The 19,586-nt window shown below is 48.2% G+C and carries 12 protein-coding genes; 3 read left to right on the top strand and 9 right to left on the bottom strand.

The annotated features are described in order from the left end of the window. Positions 1-6 precede the first annotated feature (6 nt). The 7 genes from VIM72_RS17585 to VIM72_RS17555 all read right to left on the bottom strand — a co-directional run bounded on the left by VIM72_RS17585 (position 7) and on the right by VIM72_RS17555 (position 9,810). Positions 7-1,284: a Gfo/Idh/MocA family oxidoreductase gene (locus VIM72_RS17585; RefSeq protein WP_079472773.1), complete on the bottom strand. Its 1,278-nt coding sequence runs from the start codon at positions 1,282-1,284 to the stop codon at positions 7-9. 165 nt (positions 1,285-1,449) lie between these two features. After that, positions 1,450-3,048 (bottom strand): RagB/SusD family nutrient uptake outer membrane protein, encoded by a 1,599-nt coding sequence (locus VIM72_RS17580; RefSeq protein ID WP_332004135.1) that lies wholly within the window; start codon positions 3,046-3,048, stop codon positions 1,450-1,452. A 17-nt stretch (positions 3,049-3,065) separates the two neighbouring features. Next, complete coding sequence (locus VIM72_RS17575; RefSeq protein WP_332004134.1) at positions 3,066-6,269, bottom strand: TonB-dependent receptor; 3,204 nt, start codon at positions 6,267-6,269, stop codon at positions 3,066-3,068. A 191-nt stretch (positions 6,270-6,460) separates the two neighbouring features. After that, entirely contained in the window at positions 6,461-7,582 is a 1,122-nt protein-coding gene (locus tag VIM72_RS17570) for a FecR family protein (RefSeq protein ID WP_332004133.1), read from the bottom strand. 67 nt (positions 7,583-7,649) lie between these two features. After that, positions 7,650-8,273 (bottom strand): sigma-70 family RNA polymerase sigma factor, encoded by a 624-nt coding sequence (locus tag VIM72_RS17565; protein ID WP_332004132.1) that lies wholly within the window; start codon positions 8,271-8,273, stop codon positions 7,650-7,652. 189 nt (positions 8,274-8,462) lie between these two features. Then, the gene (locus tag VIM72_RS17560; RefSeq protein WP_332004131.1) at positions 8,463-9,341 is read right to left on the bottom strand and encodes an ROK family protein; all 879 of its coding nucleotides are present in this window, start codon (positions 9,339-9,341) and stop codon (positions 8,463-8,465) included. A gap of 319 nt (positions 9,342-9,660) precedes the next feature. After that, the gene (locus tag VIM72_RS17555; RefSeq protein ID WP_332004130.1) at positions 9,661-9,810 is read right to left on the bottom strand and encodes a hypothetical protein; all 150 of its coding nucleotides are present in this window, start codon (positions 9,808-9,810) and stop codon (positions 9,661-9,663) included. Between the two features lie 51 nt (positions 9,811-9,861). Here VIM72_RS17555 and VIM72_RS17550 point away from each other — a divergent pair, with 51 nt between their 5' ends. Next, on the top strand, positions 9,862-11,772 hold the full coding sequence (locus VIM72_RS17550; protein ID WP_332004129.1) for an SPFH domain-containing protein: 1,911 nt from the start codon (positions 9,862-9,864) through the stop codon (positions 11,770-11,772). Between the two features lie 73 nt (positions 11,773-11,845). On the opposite strand, the gene VIM72_RS17545 is transcribed toward VIM72_RS17550, so the two are convergent. Further along, positions 11,846-12,235: a DoxX family protein gene (locus VIM72_RS17545; RefSeq protein ID WP_332004128.1), complete on the bottom strand. Its 390-nt coding sequence runs from the start codon at positions 12,233-12,235 to the stop codon at positions 11,846-11,848. Between the two features lie 136 nt (positions 12,236-12,371). Between VIM72_RS17545 and VIM72_RS17540 the strand changes: the two genes are divergently transcribed. After that, positions 12,372-12,776, top strand: coding sequence for a helix-turn-helix domain-containing protein (locus VIM72_RS17540; RefSeq protein WP_332004127.1), 405 nt, complete (start codon positions 12,372-12,374; stop codon positions 12,774-12,776). Here VIM72_RS17540 and VIM72_RS17535 read toward each other — a convergent pair. Beyond that, positions 12,773-13,660: an NAD(P)-dependent oxidoreductase gene (locus VIM72_RS17535; protein WP_332004126.1), complete on the bottom strand. Its 888-nt coding sequence runs from the start codon at positions 13,658-13,660 to the stop codon at positions 12,773-12,775. The two genes, VIM72_RS17540 and VIM72_RS17535, sit on opposite strands and share 4 nt — an antisense overlap. Positions 13,661-13,803: 143 nt before the next feature. Here VIM72_RS17535 and VIM72_RS17530 point away from each other — a divergent pair, with 143 nt between their 5' ends. Then, a complete protein-coding gene (locus VIM72_RS17530) occupies positions 13,804-19,557 on the top strand; it encodes an alpha-2-macroglobulin family protein (protein ID WP_332004125.1) in 5,754 nt (1,917 codons plus the stop codon). The last annotated feature ends 29 nt before the right edge of the window (positions 19,558-19,586 follow it).

The following is a 19,586-nucleotide window of genomic DNA, read 5'->3' as shown; positions in this document are numbered from 1 at the left end:
GATTGTTTAGATAGTCCATGGTCCGCGCATTGGCTGATAGATCAGCGCATTGGCGCCGGCATCATCAATAAACTCCTGTTTCACCGGGTCGAATTTAAGCGAGCGGTTCAGGCGCAGGGCGATCTTGCCCATGTTCACCAGCGTAGCGGAGCGATGCCCGTTTTCCTCATTCAGCGCAAACTTCCGGCGGTTCTTTACAGCGTCAACGAAGTCTGTTTGCTGCGGTGCAGGATCGGGGAATGCGGCCAGTTTCTTTTCCAGGTCCTGGATATCCGAACGGAAACCGGGGTAGAGTTTTCCTTTGGGCCCTTCTATATAAGCGGCCTTTTCATCTGCGCCATCGCCATCCAGGATGATCTGACAACCATCTGCATAAGTGTAGGTAATTCTTCTCCAGGTGCCTACTGCATCAGGGTGTTGTTGTGGCGCATCTACTTCCACGCTTACGGGGCTGGTATCATCTTTCCCCAGGAAATATTGGATAGGGTCCAGGTAATGCTGCCCCATATCTCCCAAACCACCACCATCATAATCCCAGTAACCACGGAAGGTCTGATGCACACGATGCGGGTTATACGGGCGATACGGCGCTGGCCCCAGCCACATATCATAATCCAGTTCTTTTGGTACCGGCATTGCTTCCAGGTTGGTTTTACCCACCCAGTAAAATTTCCAGTCGAACCCGGTATGCTTACTCACCGTTACTTTCAGCGGCCAGCCAAGCAGGCCGCTGTCTACCAGTTTTTTAATTGGTTTCACGGTAGTGCCCATTCCATAAAAACGGTCTTCAAAGCGGAACCAGGTATTCAGGCGGAAGATCCTTCCGTGCTGCTGCACAGCTTCCACGAGGCGCTTACCTTCGCCAATGGTGGCTGTCATGGGCTTTTCGCACCAGATGTCTTTACCTGCGCGCGCGGCGTCTGCTGCAATGATACCGTGCCAGTGCGGCGGAGTAGCCACATGCACAATATCCACTTCGGGTAAAGTGATCACCTCGCGGTAGTCTGCAAAGGTTTTTACGCCTTTACTTTTATCGCCCAACTGGTCCATTGCCAGTTTCAGGTGACTGCGGTCTACATCGCAGAGGGCTACTACCCGTGTGCCTGCATAGCCAAAGTGGCCGCGTCCCATGCCACCGGTGCCTATAACGGCTTTGGTCAGCTGGTCGCTGGGCGCCAGGTAACCGCGGCCCAGCACATGCCTGGGCACAATTGTAAATGCAGCAAGCGCTCCCAGGGAATTTTTAAGGAATGCCCGCCTTGAATCGCTGTTTTGTTTCGCCATAATTCAGTTTAATTGAATGCCTGGATTTGTTTTGATTGATAGTATTAGTTCACTGTATAATGCTAAATTCACTGTTTTCTCATATCGTGGTTCTCTGATTGGTAAGATATAATCTAAAGAGATGATATGCAAATACAGCAAAGGAAATTTGATAAGCGGTAAAAGTTAGTAGCCCGTATTTTGCGTCATTTCCGGGTTGGATACTATTTCTTTTTCAGGTATTGGCCAAAGATAATCCCTGTCGGTATAAGAACGTTCCTGCACTTTCACCGCCACGCCTGTTTCCGGATTGGTAGCGCCATATACCGGTCCGTTCATCACCTGTTTCACCAGCCCCCATCTCCTGATATCAAAATACCGCTGTCCTTCAAAGGCCAGCTCCGACTGCCTTTCGCGGCGCACCAGCTGCCGCAGCATAGCTACGCTGTTGTAGCGCTGTTTATCTACTGCCGGCATACCTGCCCTGGTGCGTACATCATCCAGGTATTGGATCACCAGCGGGTCCTGCCAGTTGCCCAGTTCAATGGCGGCTTCTGCATAAGATAATAATACTTCGCTGTAACGGATATACATAAAATCGAGTGAGCCACCTCTCGCCTGCCGGTCGCGCGCGTCCAGGTATTTACGGATCCAGTAGCCGGTGGCGGTCGACTTCTGCACGCCTATTTTATCGGTATTGTTGGTAGCATCATCAAAGGGTGAAAGAATATAGTTGGCATCCAGGAAAGATTGACCGGGATACAGGATAGAAGCAGCCAGGCGGGGATCGCGGTTGTTCTTATAGTTAGGATTTTTCCGGTATACCGCTACAGAATCCGGCCCCAGCTCTGCCGGTGTTTTGCCTTGCTTAGTCTCAAAATTATCTACTACCGGCATAGTAGGTGATACATATGTTTCCCCACCGATGCCATAGGGAGCAAAGGTGGTCCAGGCATTGCCACAACCGCCTTCTTTAAAGAAAATACGCTCCTGGTTCAGTTCACCGCTGTAGCTGAATAATTCCGCATAGCTGTTCACACCGGCTTTTTCACTGCGGTATAATTTATAAACACCGGAGCCAATGATCTTTGCAGCGGCGTCCTTTGCCACATCATAGTGATGAAAGAATAAAGCCAGTCGCACAATCAGTGCATTGCAGGCGCCAGCGGAAATACGCCAGGTTTCATCACTGTCATATTCCTTTGGCAGGTTCTCTGCACATTCCTTTAATTCAGCCAGGATAAACTCATACACTTTTTCCTGCGGATCCCTCTTCAGGTGATTCTCCAAAGGAGTAACCGATTTTGTTACAATGGGGATATCGCCAAAAAACAGCATGATCTCCATATGATAAAAAGCGCGTAATGCCCTGGCTTCATATTTCATACGGGTGCGCAGCTGATCGTCCATAAAACATTTATCTACGTTTTCAAGAAAGCGGCAGGCCCTGCGCACATCTATATAATCATCCCTCCAGATCCATTCTGCCACATCCCAGGTAGGATTCTGCAATCCGCGGGTATAGATGTCGTAGTTGCCCCGGAAGTCGCCCCGGCACACCGCTTCATCGCTAAGCCCCGACCAGAACATTACATTTCTTCCGCTGGATCCGGCCGGTACACCTGCATAAATAGAAGCGAGGGCGTTGTAGGCATGTGTTTCTGTTTTCCACCATTCTTCATCAGTTACACCAGATGGATTATCGTGGACAAGGAATTTTTTGCAGGCCGGTGAGCACAAAAATACCAGGCCCAGTATCATCGTTATGCTGAATTTTATTTTCATCTTTAAAAATTGAATGGTTATAATTGAATACTTACCCCTGCTGTATACATCTTCATAATGCCGTAAGTCCATTGATTTCCCTGGCTTTCGGGGTCTATCAGTTTCATAGATGTAAATACAAACGGGTTTTGTGCGTTCACATACACCCTGGCACCGTTAACGCCTATACGTTTTAAGGTAGTGCCGCTGAAATTATACCCCAGCTGGATATATTTCATACGTACATAGGCGCCATTCTGTATCCAAAAATCGGACGAGAGCTTGTTGATATCCGGTGTGGTGGTTAAACGTGGGAAGCGGGCATTGGTACGCTGTGGCGTCCAGTAATTATCCGCATAATACTTTGTGGGAATACCGCCGTCAGACGACATATCCAGCGGATAAGCCAACATACCGCTCAATTGCGCGTCGCTTTTGCTGACTCCCTGCAGCAACATTTCCAGCTCCCATCTTTTATATGTGATCCTGAAGTTGGCGAAGAAATCGGCCTTTGGTGTAGGATTGCCAATCACTCCCTGGTCGTTTCCATCAATAATGTTATCACCATTCTGATCGAGGTAGCGGATATCTCCTGGTTTTGCGTTGGCCATTACAGGTACCAGTGGCGTGCCATCAGGCTTAAAATCGGACGCCTGCAGCAACCCGTTTGTTTTATAGCCATATAAACTATTCAGTGCATATCCTTCTTTGTTAATGCTTCTGCCACTGATATAAGGGCCGCCCAGCACTGTGAGGAAGGTGTTATTGTTATAGGAAATACCGGGTCGTATGGAAATGGTCACATCTTTACCGATGTTGCTGTTATAATTCAGCGACAGCTCCACTCCTTTGTTCCGCAGCTTGCCCGCATTGATAGGAGTAGTTCCCATACCGCCTACATAAGATACCGGCGGCTTGAGAATAATACCATTGGTAGTTTTATTATAGAAATCGAAAGTAAGCTCCAGTTTACTTTGAAACAAAGCCAGGTCCAGCCCGAGGTCCAGCATATCAACCGTTTCCCAGGTGATATCCGGGTTACCGAATATAGATTCCACGCCATCTGTAGCGCTGATCATATTCTGGTATTGGTAAGGATCTATATTTTCATTTCCCAGCCGGCCATAGGACGCACGCAGCTTCATATTATTAATGACTGCTACCGGCTTCATAAAGTTCTCTTTATGGATATTCCATCCTAATGCTACGGAAGGGAATGTACCATACTTGTGGCCAGGGCCGAAGCGCGATGAACCGTCTGTACGGATGGCTCCTTCCAGCAGGTATTTGTCTTTATAAGAGTAATTTACTTTTCCATAGAATGATAACAGGGAATATACATCCCAGTAGCCACTGTTATTTTCTTCCTGGGAATAACCACCCATCAGGTAAAAGTGATGATCTTTCACATCATAGGTATAATCTGCTGTTACACCAGCATAGTAGTAAGTGGTTCTTGCCATACTGGCTGAACGTTGCACGCCCCATGTTTGTACCAGTTTACCGGTATAATAATCAAAGAAATAATAGTTATCACGGGTAGTGCGGGTTACATCACTGTTCAGCCGGAAGCTGAACTGGCCTCGGAGATTCAGCCCGGGCAATACTTCCCATTTAGGCTGCAGGTTGATGCTGGATTGCCCGTACTCATTGGCTGCTTTACCTCCATGTTCTGCATACGCCACCGGGTTTACGATATCCACATAGCGCCCGTATATTACCGGCGCCCCGTCTTTTGCCGGGTATTTTGGAAGAATAGTAGGTGGTACCCTAAAGATGTCTTCCAGTATCCTGTTACCATCATTGCCATTGGGGCGGTTAGGATAAAAGGTATTCCGTTTGATGGCCAGCATATCCATATACACCAGGAACTTTTTATTCAGGGTAATAGAAGTATTGGCGCGGATATTATATTTATTGGAATGGTTGAGTGGGATCATTCCCTGCTGGTTCTGGTAATTGGCAGTTAATGCAAAACGCGCCAGGCTGTTACCACCGCTTACTCCCAGCGAGTGACTGGTGATAGGTGCAGCGCGGTCCAGGATCTCTTTCTGCCAATCGGTGTTAGGGTATTTCACCGGGTCGTCTCCCGCTTCCGTATGTTTAATATCTTCTTCAGAATAGAACGGGGCGTTGCCGGCATTTACCTGCGCTTCATTGAACATGCGCATGTACTGCGGCGCTTCCACCAGGGCGGGCATAGAGGAAGGCGACTGTACGCCGTAGTATCCATCGTAGGTAACGGCTACCTTTCCGGCTACACCGCGTTTGGTGGTTACCAGTATTACGCCGTTGGCGGCGCGGGCGCCATATACTGCCGCAGCGGCAGCGTCTTTCAGGATGGTAACGCTTTCCACGGTAACAGGATCTATATAATCCATGTCCATAGGCACACCGTCTACCATCACCAGGGGATCGGAGGCATTTACGGTGCTGATGCCACGGATCTTTATTACGGCGGCATCGCCGCCGGGCAGGCCGGAATTCTGCGTTACCTGCAACCCGGTAACGCCTCCCTGCAACGCCTGCGATAAAGCGGTAATGGGCTTTCCGTTGGTTTGCTGCGCAATGTTTACGGAGCTGATAGAACTGGCAATATGTTTCCGCTGCTGTTCGGAGAGGCCTACTACCACTACTTCATCGAGCGCGGCCACATTTTCTTTCAGGGAAATAGTGAGCGCATTATGACTGCGGATAATCGTGAATTCCTGCGGCAGGTACCCCATCTGGGTAAAAACGAGCACCGCATTCTTTTTAGCGCGGAAAGTGAAATAGCCGTCGGCGTCGGTAGTGGTACCAAGCGCGTTATTATCCTTTACACGGATAGTTACGCCAGGCAGCGCCTGCGGCGGTTCATGCGTATCGTATACCCTTCCGCGTATAAGATAGGTGCTGTCTTCCGCCAGGGCGGCGGTAGACAGGCGCTGATCCGGCTTTGCTTTTTCTTTTGGGATAATGGCCACCTGGTTTCGCATAATGCGGTAGCTGAGGCCAGTATTTAACAGGGCTTTATCCAGCACTTCACTGATCTTTTTATCCTGCAGTTCAAGAGTAAGCGGTTGTTCCCTGTTTACCAGTTCATCTTTATAAAAAATACGCCAGCGGCTTTGCGACTGGATCTGGTTAAATAGCTGTGGTAAAGTACCCTGGTATAGTTTAATGTTGAGGTGCTCATCCTGCGATTTGCCCGTGGCAGACACCCCAAAAATAGCGGTGAACAGTAAAATTACAGTCAGTTTCATTGTTCTCAGAAGTTTAGCAGCAAAAAGATTGCCTGGCGGTATACGCCATAGTGCATAGATTTTTTTCATAACTTCATTACAGTTTTTTTAGTTAAACAAAAAGACAAGCCCTATCCCGCTTCCCGGCGGGACTGTGCAACCGGAAGATGTCCCACCATCTTCCGGTTTTTTTTTGGTGATATGTATGGTATTTAGTCTTTCTCCTTCAGTATGATACGCTGCCCGTGGCGCTCATAGCGCAGCGAGTTGGTGGCGCAGATCACATCAAGTACGTTTTCAAGATTTTCTTCCAGGTCAAGATCACCGGAACAGGTTTCCAGTCCGGGTTGTGTAGATGTAAGATCCAGCTGTACATTATAATATCGCGTCAGTTTTTTCAGGATATCTTTCAGCGGTACACTGTAAAACAGCAGCCGCCCGTCTTTCCAGGCAGTATAGGTAGCGATGTTCACTGTGCTTACCTCCATGTTTTCATTTTCCATATTAACAGTAGCCATTTCACCTGGTTTCAACTGCCGGGAATGCTTCCCGAAGAGGCGTTGTGAGGCCAGTTGCGTGCGCACGCTTCCGGAAGCCAGCACCAGGCTTTGCTGTTTATCGTCAGGATAAGCGCTGATATTAAAAGAGGTACCCAGCACTTCTGTTTCTATACCAGACGCATATACGAAAAAGGGAGATGCTGCATTGGGAGCCACTTCAAAAAAAGCTTCTCCCTCCAGGTATACTTCCCTTCTTTTATCGCGGAAAACAGCGGGGTATACCAGCCGGGATCCTGCATTCAGCTGTACCACGGTGCCATCTTCCAGCTGCAGTCGGGCGCGGCGGCCATAGGGTACCATCAGGGTATTGTATAGCGCTGCAGACGCCAGGGTACTGTCGGCATTAATTGTAACACCTTTACCCCCGTAAACGAGCGAGGCATTTTTTCCTTTCAGTGTTACGGCAGATTGCTGCCCCAGGATCAGGCGGGTATCAGTAATGCTGTCTATATGCTGTCCCCGGGCAAACTGTACCAGTGGATGTTCAGGGCGCGGCCATAACAGCCAGGCGGCCACGGCAAGCAGTACTACTGCGGCGGCGGCCATTTTAGGAAACAGGTACCTGTAAACGGGTGGTTTGGGCACCAATTCCGTAGCAATGTTTTCCCAGAGGAGGGCTTTATCGCCCGGGTCCCAGGTTTCCGCACCGGCGCTGGTGATCATGCGTTGTACTGCCGCTGCCATCTCCTGCTGCAGGGGATCATCGCTCTGTGCGGGCGGTTCATGGTCGTTACCCAGCAGGTCTTCCAGTTTCAGGTGTTTCTTATCAGGCATCTTTCGGCATCTTTGCTATATAGAGCAACAAACAAACAGGATATAGACTCCGGAATGAAACTTTTTTTCAGAATTTGTAATGTTGCCTGGAAAGCCATGCCATTAAGAGGAACATTAACGGCAGCAGCGGCGCTTTTTCCATGTTGGCGCGCAATTGCCGGAACGCCCTGTAGGCAAGGGTACGGCAGGTAGGCACACTGATTTTCATAATGCCTGCCACCTCTTCGTACGACAAGCTGCAATTGAACTTCAGGAAAAGGACTTCTTTTTGCCGGGCCGGCAGTTCATTGAGTTCACGGGCCAGCAGGCGCAGCATTTCCTGCTGTTGTTCTGCTGCGATCTGCAGCTGTTCTGCATCCGGTTCATAAATAATGGAAAAATACTCTTCCGGACTGGCGGTATGGAGCACGGCGGCATTCTTTTTTACTACCTGGTGAATTTTCCTACGGAATGACCGGAGCAGGTAAAACCGGATGTTCACGTTCCGGGCCAGGTTATGCCTGTGGTGATAAAGGCTGGTAAAGAGATCCTGGATACAATCTTTTATAGTGCTGGTATCTTTTACATATCTCAGGCCATACCGGAAAAGCATATCCGCATACATCTCATACAATTCCCTGTAGGCTTGCTGATCCCCCAGGATTACATTGTTCCACAAAATATTATCCTCTGCAGTCAGGCGGTCTTTCAAACAGTAAATATTTAGAAGTGGTTGATGCCCCTAATATAAAGGAAAAAGCAGAAAGGTTAAAGTTAACAAACAAAAAGAAGCTACCGGTCAAATAACCTTCGGTATTTTCGGGGAGATAAGCACGCCCCGGTCATTACCCGCTTAAGTTATTGCGCCGATAGCTTCCGCTAAAATTATGCGCCCGTTGTTTTATGCTTCCTGGAAAGCGTGCCACAGACTGGCTGCGCCGATCAGTGCCGCCGCTTCACCCAGGGTGGCCGTTACTACCGGGATACTGATCTGTTGTTTTTCCAGTTCTTTTTTTAATAACGGGAAAAACAGGTCGGCTGCGTTGGCAATATTGCCGCCAATGACCACTATTTCCGGTTGTTCTTCTTTAATAAAGGTGGAGAGGAAAGTGCCGAGGTTGATAGCAAATTCATTAAATAATTGCGGTATCCTATCGTCAACGCCTATACGCGCCACGAGTGCTTTCACATCTGCTACTGCTTCACCGCTTATTTCCTGGTAGCGTTTTACAAACCAGCGGGTAGAAAGATAGTCTTCTGCAATTCCGTCTTTGAAAGGCCTTCGCCAGCGGTCGCCGTCGCTGGATGCGCCGTCGCGGTAAACAGCAGAGCCCAGGCCGGTGCCCAGTGTAAGCCCTATTACCCGGTGATAGTTCCTGCCGGCGCCGCTGAAAACCTCGCCCTGCAGGAAACAGCCGGCATCGTTGATAAAGCGGATCTGCTCCGGGGAAATGCCCAAACGTTCCGCCAGCAGTTCCTTTACATTCAGGTTGTATAATGCGTCAAATTTATGCTGCCCTTTCATGAGACTGATGCCATGTTCATAATCGAACGGCCCCGGCATTCCTATGCCAATATGCCGGACATCTGTTGTAGTATGAGAGAACACCTCACTGATAACAACCGCCCAGCCATTGATAATATCTGCTGCTTCGCCCTGCGAGTTAATACGCGTACGGTTCCATGAACCTTCTATGATAGATCTTGTATTCAGATCTACCAATGCTGCGGTAATATGAGAGCCGCCGATATCTATTCCTAACGCCGTGGAATTTGTCATAAATTCAAAAGATAGAGTGTCTGCTAAATCGTTTAAGCTAAACAAATATAAAACATTATCTGGTTGACTTGCTCAGAAAAATCGTTTTAGCTACGTGAAAAAATGGTTAAACAGCTCTCAATATAGGGCGTTTTTCTAAAAATCAAAAAAAAGGAAGGAATTTTAAATATTTTATCAAAGAAAGATGTCCGGCGTTATCTGAAGTAATCTGTAAACATCTTCAGAAGCATTTATTGGTAAATTTCCTGTTATCCGTAATGATCATCTCCCGGAAATTATTTTGACAGATAAAAAATAATAATCAATTTTACATCGTAATTCATTCTTCAATGGACTCCGATAATTGCTCCGGCAACGACATCCTGATATCATATATCACCACGAACTTCAACACTTCGCCCCCACTTTCCTGAAACATACCTGTATGGATCAAACCCTGAACTGATATACCTTTCAGCAGTATGGCCATGCTGTTAAATTCATCTTTACACAAACACATACCTTAACAACCACCCAACAAATGGAAAACACATTTATCAGATGGGCTTTGCTCATCGGCCTGCCCCTGCTATGCCTTGTATTGTACAAAGTAATTCTTCGTATATGCTTCGGCGTTGTTATTGTACCGGAAGACCGCATAGGCCTGGTAACAAAAAAATTTGTGCTGCTTGGCAAACAGGAATTGCCCGAAGGCCGCATCCTCGCCACCAACGGGGAAGCCGGCTTCCAGGCGCAAACACTGGCGCCCGGCGTTTACTTCTGGAAATGGATTTGGCAGTACAGCGTTGCTTTCCAGCCGTTTACCATCATCCCCACCGGCAAAATAGGACTGGTACTGGCGAAAGACGGCTCAGAACTGGAAACCGGCGCTATCCTGGCCCGTAAGGTGCCATGCGACTCCTTCCAGGATGCCGTGGCATTCCTGCAGAACGGCGGCCGCAAAGGCCGGCAAACGGCTATTATCACACCCGGATCATACCGTATCAACACCTTCCTGTTTGAAGTGGAAATCACGGACATGCTATCTATCCCCGATAATGCGGTAGGCATTGTGACCACGCTCGAAGGACAAGCCATTGAAACCGGCTCCATCGCAGGTAAAACCATCGAAAACCATAACAACTTCCAGGATGTAGACGCCTTCCTCGATAAGGGCGGCTACAAAGGACTGCAGGAACAGGTGATCCTGGCCGGCTCGTACTTTATCAATCCCTGGTTTGCCAAACTGGAAATGGTGCGGATGACGGAAATCGCCATCGGTCACGTAGGCGTAGTGATCTCTTTCGTTGGTAATGATGGCGTGGATATCAGCGGCGCCGAATTCAAACATGGCAACATCGTGGCCAAAGGCACCAAAGGTGTTTGGGCCGAACCACTGGGCCCTGGTAAATATCCCATCAACCCCTATATCATGAAAGTGGAATTGGTGCCTACCACCAACCTGGTATTGAACTGGGCCTCCGCCAGAAGTGAAGCCCACCAGCTGGATAAAAATCTCTCCACCATTACCGTGAGGAGCCGCGATGGTTTTACGTTCAATCTTGACGTGGCACAGATCATCCATATTCCCACCAACGAAGCGCCTAAAGTAATTGCCCGCTTCGGTAATATGAGCAACCTTGTTACACAGGTGCTGGAACCTACCATTGGTAACTACTTCCGTAACTCCGCCCAGGGCTCGGATGTGATCAGCTTCCTTACCAGCCGTAAGGAAAGGCAAACCTCCGCGAAAGAGCACATCGGGCAGGTACTGGATCAGTACAACGTGTTTGGCGTGGATACGCTCATAGGCGACATTGTACCACCGGAAACACTGATGAAAACGCTGACCGACCGTAAAATTGCGGAAGAACAGAAAATCACGTATGATACAGAACGGTTGGCACAGGAAACCCGGCAAACGCTGGAAAAAGAAACCGCGATCGCAGAAATGCAGAAGGAAATTGTAAAAGCAGACCAGGGTGTGTGGATCGCAGAAAGACATGCAGATGCCTCTGTGAAAAAAGCCATCGGTGACGCCAACAGCGTACGGTTACAGGCCAATGCAGAAAGCGACCGGATGAAGTTACTGGCAAGCGGTGAAGCGGAAAAAGTAAGATTGCTGGCCAAAGCCGAAGCAGAACGCACCGAGTGGATCGCAAAAGCCGATGCAGAAAAAATTGCCCTCACCGGTAAAGCAGAAGCAGAAAAGATCCTGGCCATCGGGCAGTCGAGCGCCGAATCCTACAAATTGGCTGTGGAAGCCATGGGCGGCAACAACTTTACCCAGCTGAAAGTAATGGAAGCCATTGGCGCACAGCAGATCCGCATCATGCCGGATGTGCTCATCAGTGGCGGCGACGGCGCCAACGGTCCTATCAGCGGGCTGCTTGGGCTTAAGCTCCTGGAAGATGTAGCAAAGAAAAACGACGCCGGTAAACAGGCGGAGTAACCTCCTGTAAAAAGGAAAATGTACCGGGAATAAAAGAGGGTGTATCGAAAGCACGATACACCCTCTTTTTGCTTTATGCTTTGCGGTTATCAATACTGTAAGGCCCTGCGCCAAAATAGGCCAGCAGGAGGGCGCCTCCCAGGATGGCCACATTTTTCATGAACATCGCCATCTGCATCTGTTGCTGCATGGGATCCTTTACTGTCCAGAAATTATGCAGTGCAAGGGTAACCGGCACCAGGAAGATCACAATCAGCCATGCACCGTATTTCACCTTGTATCCCAACAGGATGCTCAACGCACCCAATAAGGCGAGCAGCCCGGCAAAAGGTACCAGGAACCCAGGCGCAGGCACGCCTGCAGCTGCGGCATAGTCGGCGCCGGCGCCCGTAATATGATTCATACCGGACATGAGAAAAATGAGGGCGAATAAGATCCGGCCCAGCAGTGGAACAATTTTCATAGTTAACAGATTTAAGTAATACAACAAACCTAGCGCTAAATAAGTTCCGGCAAAACAGGGTTACTCAAAGGATAGCGGTAACCTCCACGATAGCGGTGTATTCTGTATCTTTAACCCGGAAAGAAAAAATGAACGTATGCGAAAAGAAAATTCCTCCAATGCCATCAACGGAAAACAGCTGCGCGGCGATTGCGGCACAGCGTATACCCTGTCGTTGATCGGCGGTCGCTGGAAGCCCAGCATACTGTGGCGCCTACTGGATGGCAAACTACGCTATAACGAACTGAAAAAGTCGATCACCGGGATTTCAGAAAGAGTGCTGGTGCTGCAGTTGAGGGAGCTGGAAAATGACCATCTTGTTAAACGGATCGTATACCCGGAGGTACCTCCTCGGGTAGAGTACGAGCTTACACCGCTGGGATGGAGCATGGAAAGTATGCTGCAGCATATTTCCGATTGGGGCACTATGCACCGGGAAGATGCCATAGCGCGCCAGCAATCCAAAGATAGAACCGTAGCGGCTATGGCTGGTAAAGATTAATAGGAAAGTCCCGCATCCTCCAATGCACCGGAAGCCAGGGCCGTCCAGTCGGCATCATGTATATCCTTTGCCAGGATGGTTGCCAGCCGGTTCTGTACCAGGTTGGCCATCGGCATCGGCGTATATGATTTCCGCGCCGTTTGCAGCACCAGGTCCATATCTTTCAATCCTAACGCCGCACTGAAAGAAGGGTTACCGGTAAATTTACGGTCAAGGATCATGGCGCCGTAATTCCGGAAAATAGGTCCTGAAAATAAGGTAGTGGTTAACATCTCGTAAGCCACCCTGGGGTCTACCCCATTCTTTTCGGCCAATGCAAAAGCTTCTGCCATCAGCTCCATTGCTCCTGCAATCATAAAGTTACCCATGAGCTTCAGCACATTAGCACTGCCCGCATCTTCCCCAAGATCAAATACATTGCGGGCAAACCCTGCCTGTAACAACGGCCGGATCTTTTCTTTGGCGGCAGCAGGCCCTGAAACCACGGCATTCCCTGCTTTTGCAGCCGCTGCATCGGGGCGTGCAAATACAGGCGCCGCAACAAATGTAACGCAGTGCCGGCTATGGCTTACCGATAGCTCCCTGGAGATATCCGGGGAAACAGTGCTCATCGATACATGAATACCGTCATTGCCCAGCGCCGCGAGTAACGCCTCCGTAGCTACGGCTTCCAGCGCCTTGTCGTCTGCCACCAGGCTCATTACTATGCCGCCTTTCACCGCCGTTTCTTCCGGGCTGCCCACCAGGATAGCGCCCAGCTGCTCCAATGGCAACGCCTTTTCGCGGGTGCGGTTATAAATTCTTAAAGTATATCCTGCTTTCAGCAGGTTTTCTGCAATGGGGTAACCCAAATGGCCCGTGCCGATAAATCCAATGGTTTCCATAATACTTCTTTTAAATAGTTGACTTGGTGATTCAAAGCTATTATTCAGAAATGATTATTAAAAACATTTTTCGGGATAGATGGTTGAAGAGCGGGGAAGAATGTGCTTCGTTTTCCTTAAATTCAACACATAATCCTTGTATCTTGAAAAGAATTTCATTGTTTTTGCTGTGCTTATGTAGCATTATGGCCAGCGCCCAGCAATACATCTCCCAAAGTAAAACCAGGAGCGAAAGAAATAACATCTATAAAATAACGGATAAGGAAGCGCTGGAAATATTTGAGTACAACAAAATATCCAGGCCCTGGGCCAGCGAAAAATACCTGCATACTGCGGCGGGTACGTATCTGTTCAACAGCCCTTTTCCTGGCTCCATAGAACCCGGTAATTATATAGTGGTTTCCGCTCAGCAAAACAACCTGTCGTATACATATAAACCTGTACAAAATGTTTTTCTGAAGGTAGTGACCAATAACTACGACCTTGCCCTGCTGATACATGATAAAGACGGGAAACCTGTTTCTAATGCACAGGTAAGTATCCGGCAACGCACTATTCCCTGGGATGCGCGCACGCAAACCTACCGCCTGCCGCGTTATAAAAAAGGTGGTACCATACAGGTGTATCACAACCGGGTACTGAACCTCTTTGAGCTGACATCACCGAATCGTAAAGGAAAACTATCTATCTGGAGGAAGCTGTTTCCCCGAAGGAAAAGCTATAACTATAACGAATCTTCATTTTCACGCGGCACTCCCTTTGAAAAGAAATACAAAGGCTTCATGGCTTTCAGCAAAGGCAAATACAAACCTGGCGATACCCTCCGGATAAAAGCATTTATCATTAATAGAAATAACAAGCCGGTTAATGCGCCGCTGCTGTTAAGACTCTACAATGAAAATGCAGATATCGACACTATTCTTGCTACCATCCATCCTTACCGGCCGGGAGGCTATGATTATGAAATGACGTTGAACGACAGCCTGGATCTTGACCTGGATGATAATTACCTGCTTACACTCGAAACACCGGACAGCAGAAAATACATCTCCGATAATAATGAAACCGAGCTCGAAGATGATGAATATTTCGCCAGGCGAAAAGTGTTAATGCGTGGCACTTTTAAATATGAAGAATATGAGCTGAAAGCTATTCATTTTACTGCCCATACCAGCGTAAAAGAACATACCCGCGGTACGCCGGTTTCTTTATATCTGAAAGCTACGGACGAAAATGACCTGCCGGTAATGGACGGACGTGTAATCATTACCGTTACACCATCCACTGTGTTTAGTTATCATGCACCGGTTGTATTCGTGCCCGAATGGTTATGGAAGCATGAAGTAGCGCTGGATATGACAGGAGAAACAAAGGTAACATTGCCCGACAGTATTTTTCCTGCGGCATCCCTCTCCTATAATATTGAAGCACAGTTCCTGAACAGCAACAACGAAAGCCAGCGTACCGAGCTATTCCAGCAATATTCCTATAACACGGATGAAATCAGTTTCACGCCCCGGGGCGATAGCCTGGCCATCGACTTTAAACGATCGGGCAATACCATACCTGCGCAAGCCAGCCTCCTGTTGCTGAACGAACGGAAAGACACAGTGGCATTTTCTGCCATATCGCTGCCTGTTATATTACCATTGCATCCTTATGTAAATACCTACCAGGTAACCTCAACAGGTATCAGCGACAGCTATACTCCTGCTGATGAAAATAGGATGATCCAATGCAATGCCAGTCGTACCCGCGATTCCGTATTTGCAGATGTTGCAAATCCCAAAAACCTGTACTTCTGGTACAGCATCTTTGCCGGGAACAAGCTGGTAGCACAGGGCTATGATCATCAGCTATCATGGAAGGCTGCTTCCGTTACACGCGGGTATTATTTCGTTTCCCTTCAATATATATGGAATGACAAAGTGAAAGACGACCAGTTTATCATCCCTTACCGCGAAAAACAATTACAGGTAACCATCAATAATCCTTTAGCTGTTTTCCCGGGGCAAACTGCACGTATAGGCATCACCGTTACCGATGCCGAAGGCCGGCCTGTAAAGAATGCAGATGTTACTGCCTATGCCATGACGAGCAAGTTCAACCACGGCATACCTGATTTGCCCTATCTTGATAAAAGGTATGCTATGCGGAAAGCATATAGCCGGCAGCGGTTGGCCAGCAGGAGAACAACATCAGGTTTAAAGGTAATGAACTGGGAGCGGTGGAAAAATGAGATGGCACTGGACAGCAATGCCTACTACCGGTTCCTTCATCCGGATGGCATACGCTACAGTACTGAGCCCGCGAGGCACGGCGTTACACAGATATCACCATTTGTTACGGATAAAGGCGCTATACAGTTTATCAGTCATATGAAGATAGATGAACAGCCGGTGTTCTTCGCTAATACAAACCTCCAGCCGGTGTATAGTTTTGCAGTAAGCCCTGGTAAACATAAACTCGAGATCCGGACTTACGATAAAGAAATTATCGTTGATAGTGTATATGCCGCTCCGGGGCTTAAAACTTACGTAAGCATTGCTGCTGATCAGCCTGGTGGGCAAATATACATCCGTAAAATGCCAAACAACCTAAGCCCGCTGGAGATAAATCTTCGCAAGCGTTACCTGGTACCGTTCCTGGTGGACGACAGGAATGCCTATACGTACATAAACCAGGGTGGAAATATACAATGGTTTAATGGCGGCAACGGCTATGGAAAAAATATCCGCCTGGCCGGGCCATTGAAAAGCAATCACGCCGACTATATTGTGAAAGGCTTATTTACACAGCCTTTTATACCCGAGCCAGGTTATACATTTGATATACAGAAAGGCGTGGTGAAAGAAAAAAGTATCAGCGGCGATGCTTTATTTAAGCTCTTTCTGCCGAAAGAGCCGGGCGAGCCACGCCTGTATGACCAGGTACTTACGGAATATGAAACAGACAGTATATGGAACGATTACCAGGATGGCCTGCAGATTAACCAGGAGCTGTATGCCAGTGAAAAAACAGGCCGTACGGTCTGTAATGTCACCATTGCAACTGATACGGCGCTTAAAGAGTCGCCACGGCAACTATTCCTTTACCGGTACAACGATCCCGCCTATATCCGCATTTACAGGGGCCAAACTACAGCGCTTTCCAATCTTGAGCCTGGTTACTACCGCCTGCTGGTGCTACTGAAAAAAAACAGGTACTATGTAGCCGACAGCCTGAAAGCTAATAGCGGCGGTAATACTTTTTACCGGTTACATGCCAGGAAGCTGATGCAGAAAGATTCTACCAGCGCTGCATTATCAAAGGCTATACTGGACTGGAAGGACTATGAAACACAACAGTTGTCTTCCTACGCGGCGGCCGATTTCACAGTGCCTTTCAATAGTCAATACCTTGATACCTCTACCTTTACCCGTCGTATAACGGGTATTGTTACAGATAAGAATGGCCCTATTCCCGGGGCTGTTATTACCCTGAAAGGAACGAAGTATGGTATCATGACCAATGGAAAAGGACAATTCTCCCTGGCTGTTACGGAAAAGGGGCAACTCAACGTCAGTTTTGTAGGCTATCAAACCGCCACTGTTACCTTGGGCGACCAGGATTTTTTAGAGATAAAACTGGAACCGGCATTCCAGTCTTTGAATGAAACCGTAGTAATAGGTTACGGTAGGCAACGCAGAGCGTCAACGACCGGGGCGGTTTCCCACTATGTCACCAATGGCCTCAGCGGCGCCGTTGCAGGCATTATGATCCGCGGCGCTGGCAGTACAAGCGTTGCACCACCCCTCATCATCATCGACGGTATCCCTTACGAGGGTTTCCTGGATAGCATAGACCCTTCAATTATAAAAAACATGTCGGTGCTGAAAGATGCTGCCGCTACCGCTATTTACGGCGCCAGGGCCGCCAATGGAGTGATCCTCATCACCAGCAGCAAAGCCGGTATTATGGCGGCTGCCGGCCAGGAAATATTACCGGGAGATGCCAACACCCTGCGCAGCAACTTCCGCGATGATGCATTCTGGCAACCGCGGCTACGAACTGATGAAAAAGGAGAAACCTCTTTTAAAGTTACTTTCCCGGATGATATCACCAGCTGGAAAACCTATGCACTTGCCTTTACAGACCAGGGGCAAACCGGCAGTGCACAAACACTGATCAAATCATACAAACCGCTGAGTGCAGGACTATCGCTTCCCGCTTTCGCGATTGCAGGCGACAGCCTTAATATTATTGGAAAAATACTGAACTATGGTAACGACAGCGCTATGGTGAACCGCAGTTTCTTTACTAATCAGCTGCTTACCAGCACCCGCTCTGTAGGTGTGCGCAACAGCATAATCGATACTTTTCCTATACGTGTTCCATTCCTGGGCGACAGCATCTCCTTTAAATATACTATCACAGGCCCACGCGAATACTTCGATGGCGAATACCGGTCTATCCCTCTGTTTGAAAAAGGGGTAAAGGAAACCAATGGCATTTTTGCTGTATTAGCTCCAGACACCAGCTTCACACTATCCCTTCCCGGAGACACCGCTCCTGTTCATTTATATGCCTGCACCGGCATATTACCGGTACTGCTGGATGAAGCAGATCATCTTCAGCGCTATGAATATCTCTGCAACGAACAGTTAGCCTCCAAGCTGATTGGCTTGCTGCTGGAGAAGCAGGCCCGTAAATTCCTGGGCCAATCATTTAAGAATAGTAAAAAGATCCCTGAGCTCATCCGTAAACTGGAACAAAACAGGAATAAAGATGGAGGCTGGGGCTGGTGGAACAAAAGCACTTCTGTATACTGGATCTTGCAACATGTAACAAAGGCGTTATTACTGGCGGAAAAAGAACGCTTCCAGGTTAATGTCGACAAAACTGCACTGATCAATTATTATGTATACCAGCTGAACAGTATTGCGTATACCGACAAAATCACCCTCCTGGAAACATTGTACGACCTTGATGCAAAAATTAATTTCCCTGCGTACCTGGATACTATCCCTGCAAATAAAGGCAGTAAATATGACCAGTTCCGGCTGTTATACCTGAAGCAACAGGCTGGCATGCCCGTAAATACAGCCTCATTAATAAACGCCAGGCAAATCACTATGTTCGGTAATAGTTACTGGGGAGAAGACAGCTATCATTTGTTTAACAATAGCGTACAGCTCACGTTGCTGGCCTATAAAATACTACGGGCGGAAGGCGGCCATGACGATCTGCTGCGTAATATCCGCGGCTGGTTCATGGAAAAGCGGCACAGCGGGAACTGGCGGAATACCTATGAGTCCGCCGGTATCCTGGCCACTATCCTGCCCGATGCGCTGCAAACTGTAGAAATGCAGACGCCGGTGCTTCAGATAAACGGTGAAACGGTTACTTCGTTTCCCTACAGTCATACTTTCAACACCGGGAAACCACTGAGCATTGCTAAACAAGGCGGTGGAACGGTATACTTTACTGGCTGGCAGCAATGCTGGAATCCCAATCCGTTGCCGGCCGACCATCAGTTCAGTGTAAGCAGCCGGTTCTTACAACAGGATACCGCCGTAAACTTTCTCACAGCAGGGCATAGCGTAACTATGGAGGTAACTTTGGATGTAAAAGCAGACGCAGATTACGTGATGGTAGAAATTCCCATCCCCGCAGGATGCTCCTATGAAAGTAAGGAGGAGCAATGGCAGAATAATGAAGTACACCGGGAATACTTTAAAAACAAGGTAAGCATCTTCTGCAACTATTTAAACAAGGGTAAATACCGGTTTACAGTGTCTCTTATGCCTCGTTATACAGGATATTACCACCTGAACCCTGCGAAAGCGGAAATGATGTATTTCCCTGTATTCTTTGGAAGGGAAGGCATGAAAAAAGTGATGATCAGGGGTAAATAAATCCTCCCCACTTTCTCCACTTCTCCCTT

Origin of the sequence: Chitinophaga sp. (assembly GCF_036569185.1) — a bacterium.
Taxonomy (GTDB): Bacteria; Bacteroidota; Bacteroidia; order Chitinophagales; family Chitinophagaceae; genus Chitinophaga.
This window is presented reverse-complemented; position numbering and strand designations above follow the sequence as displayed.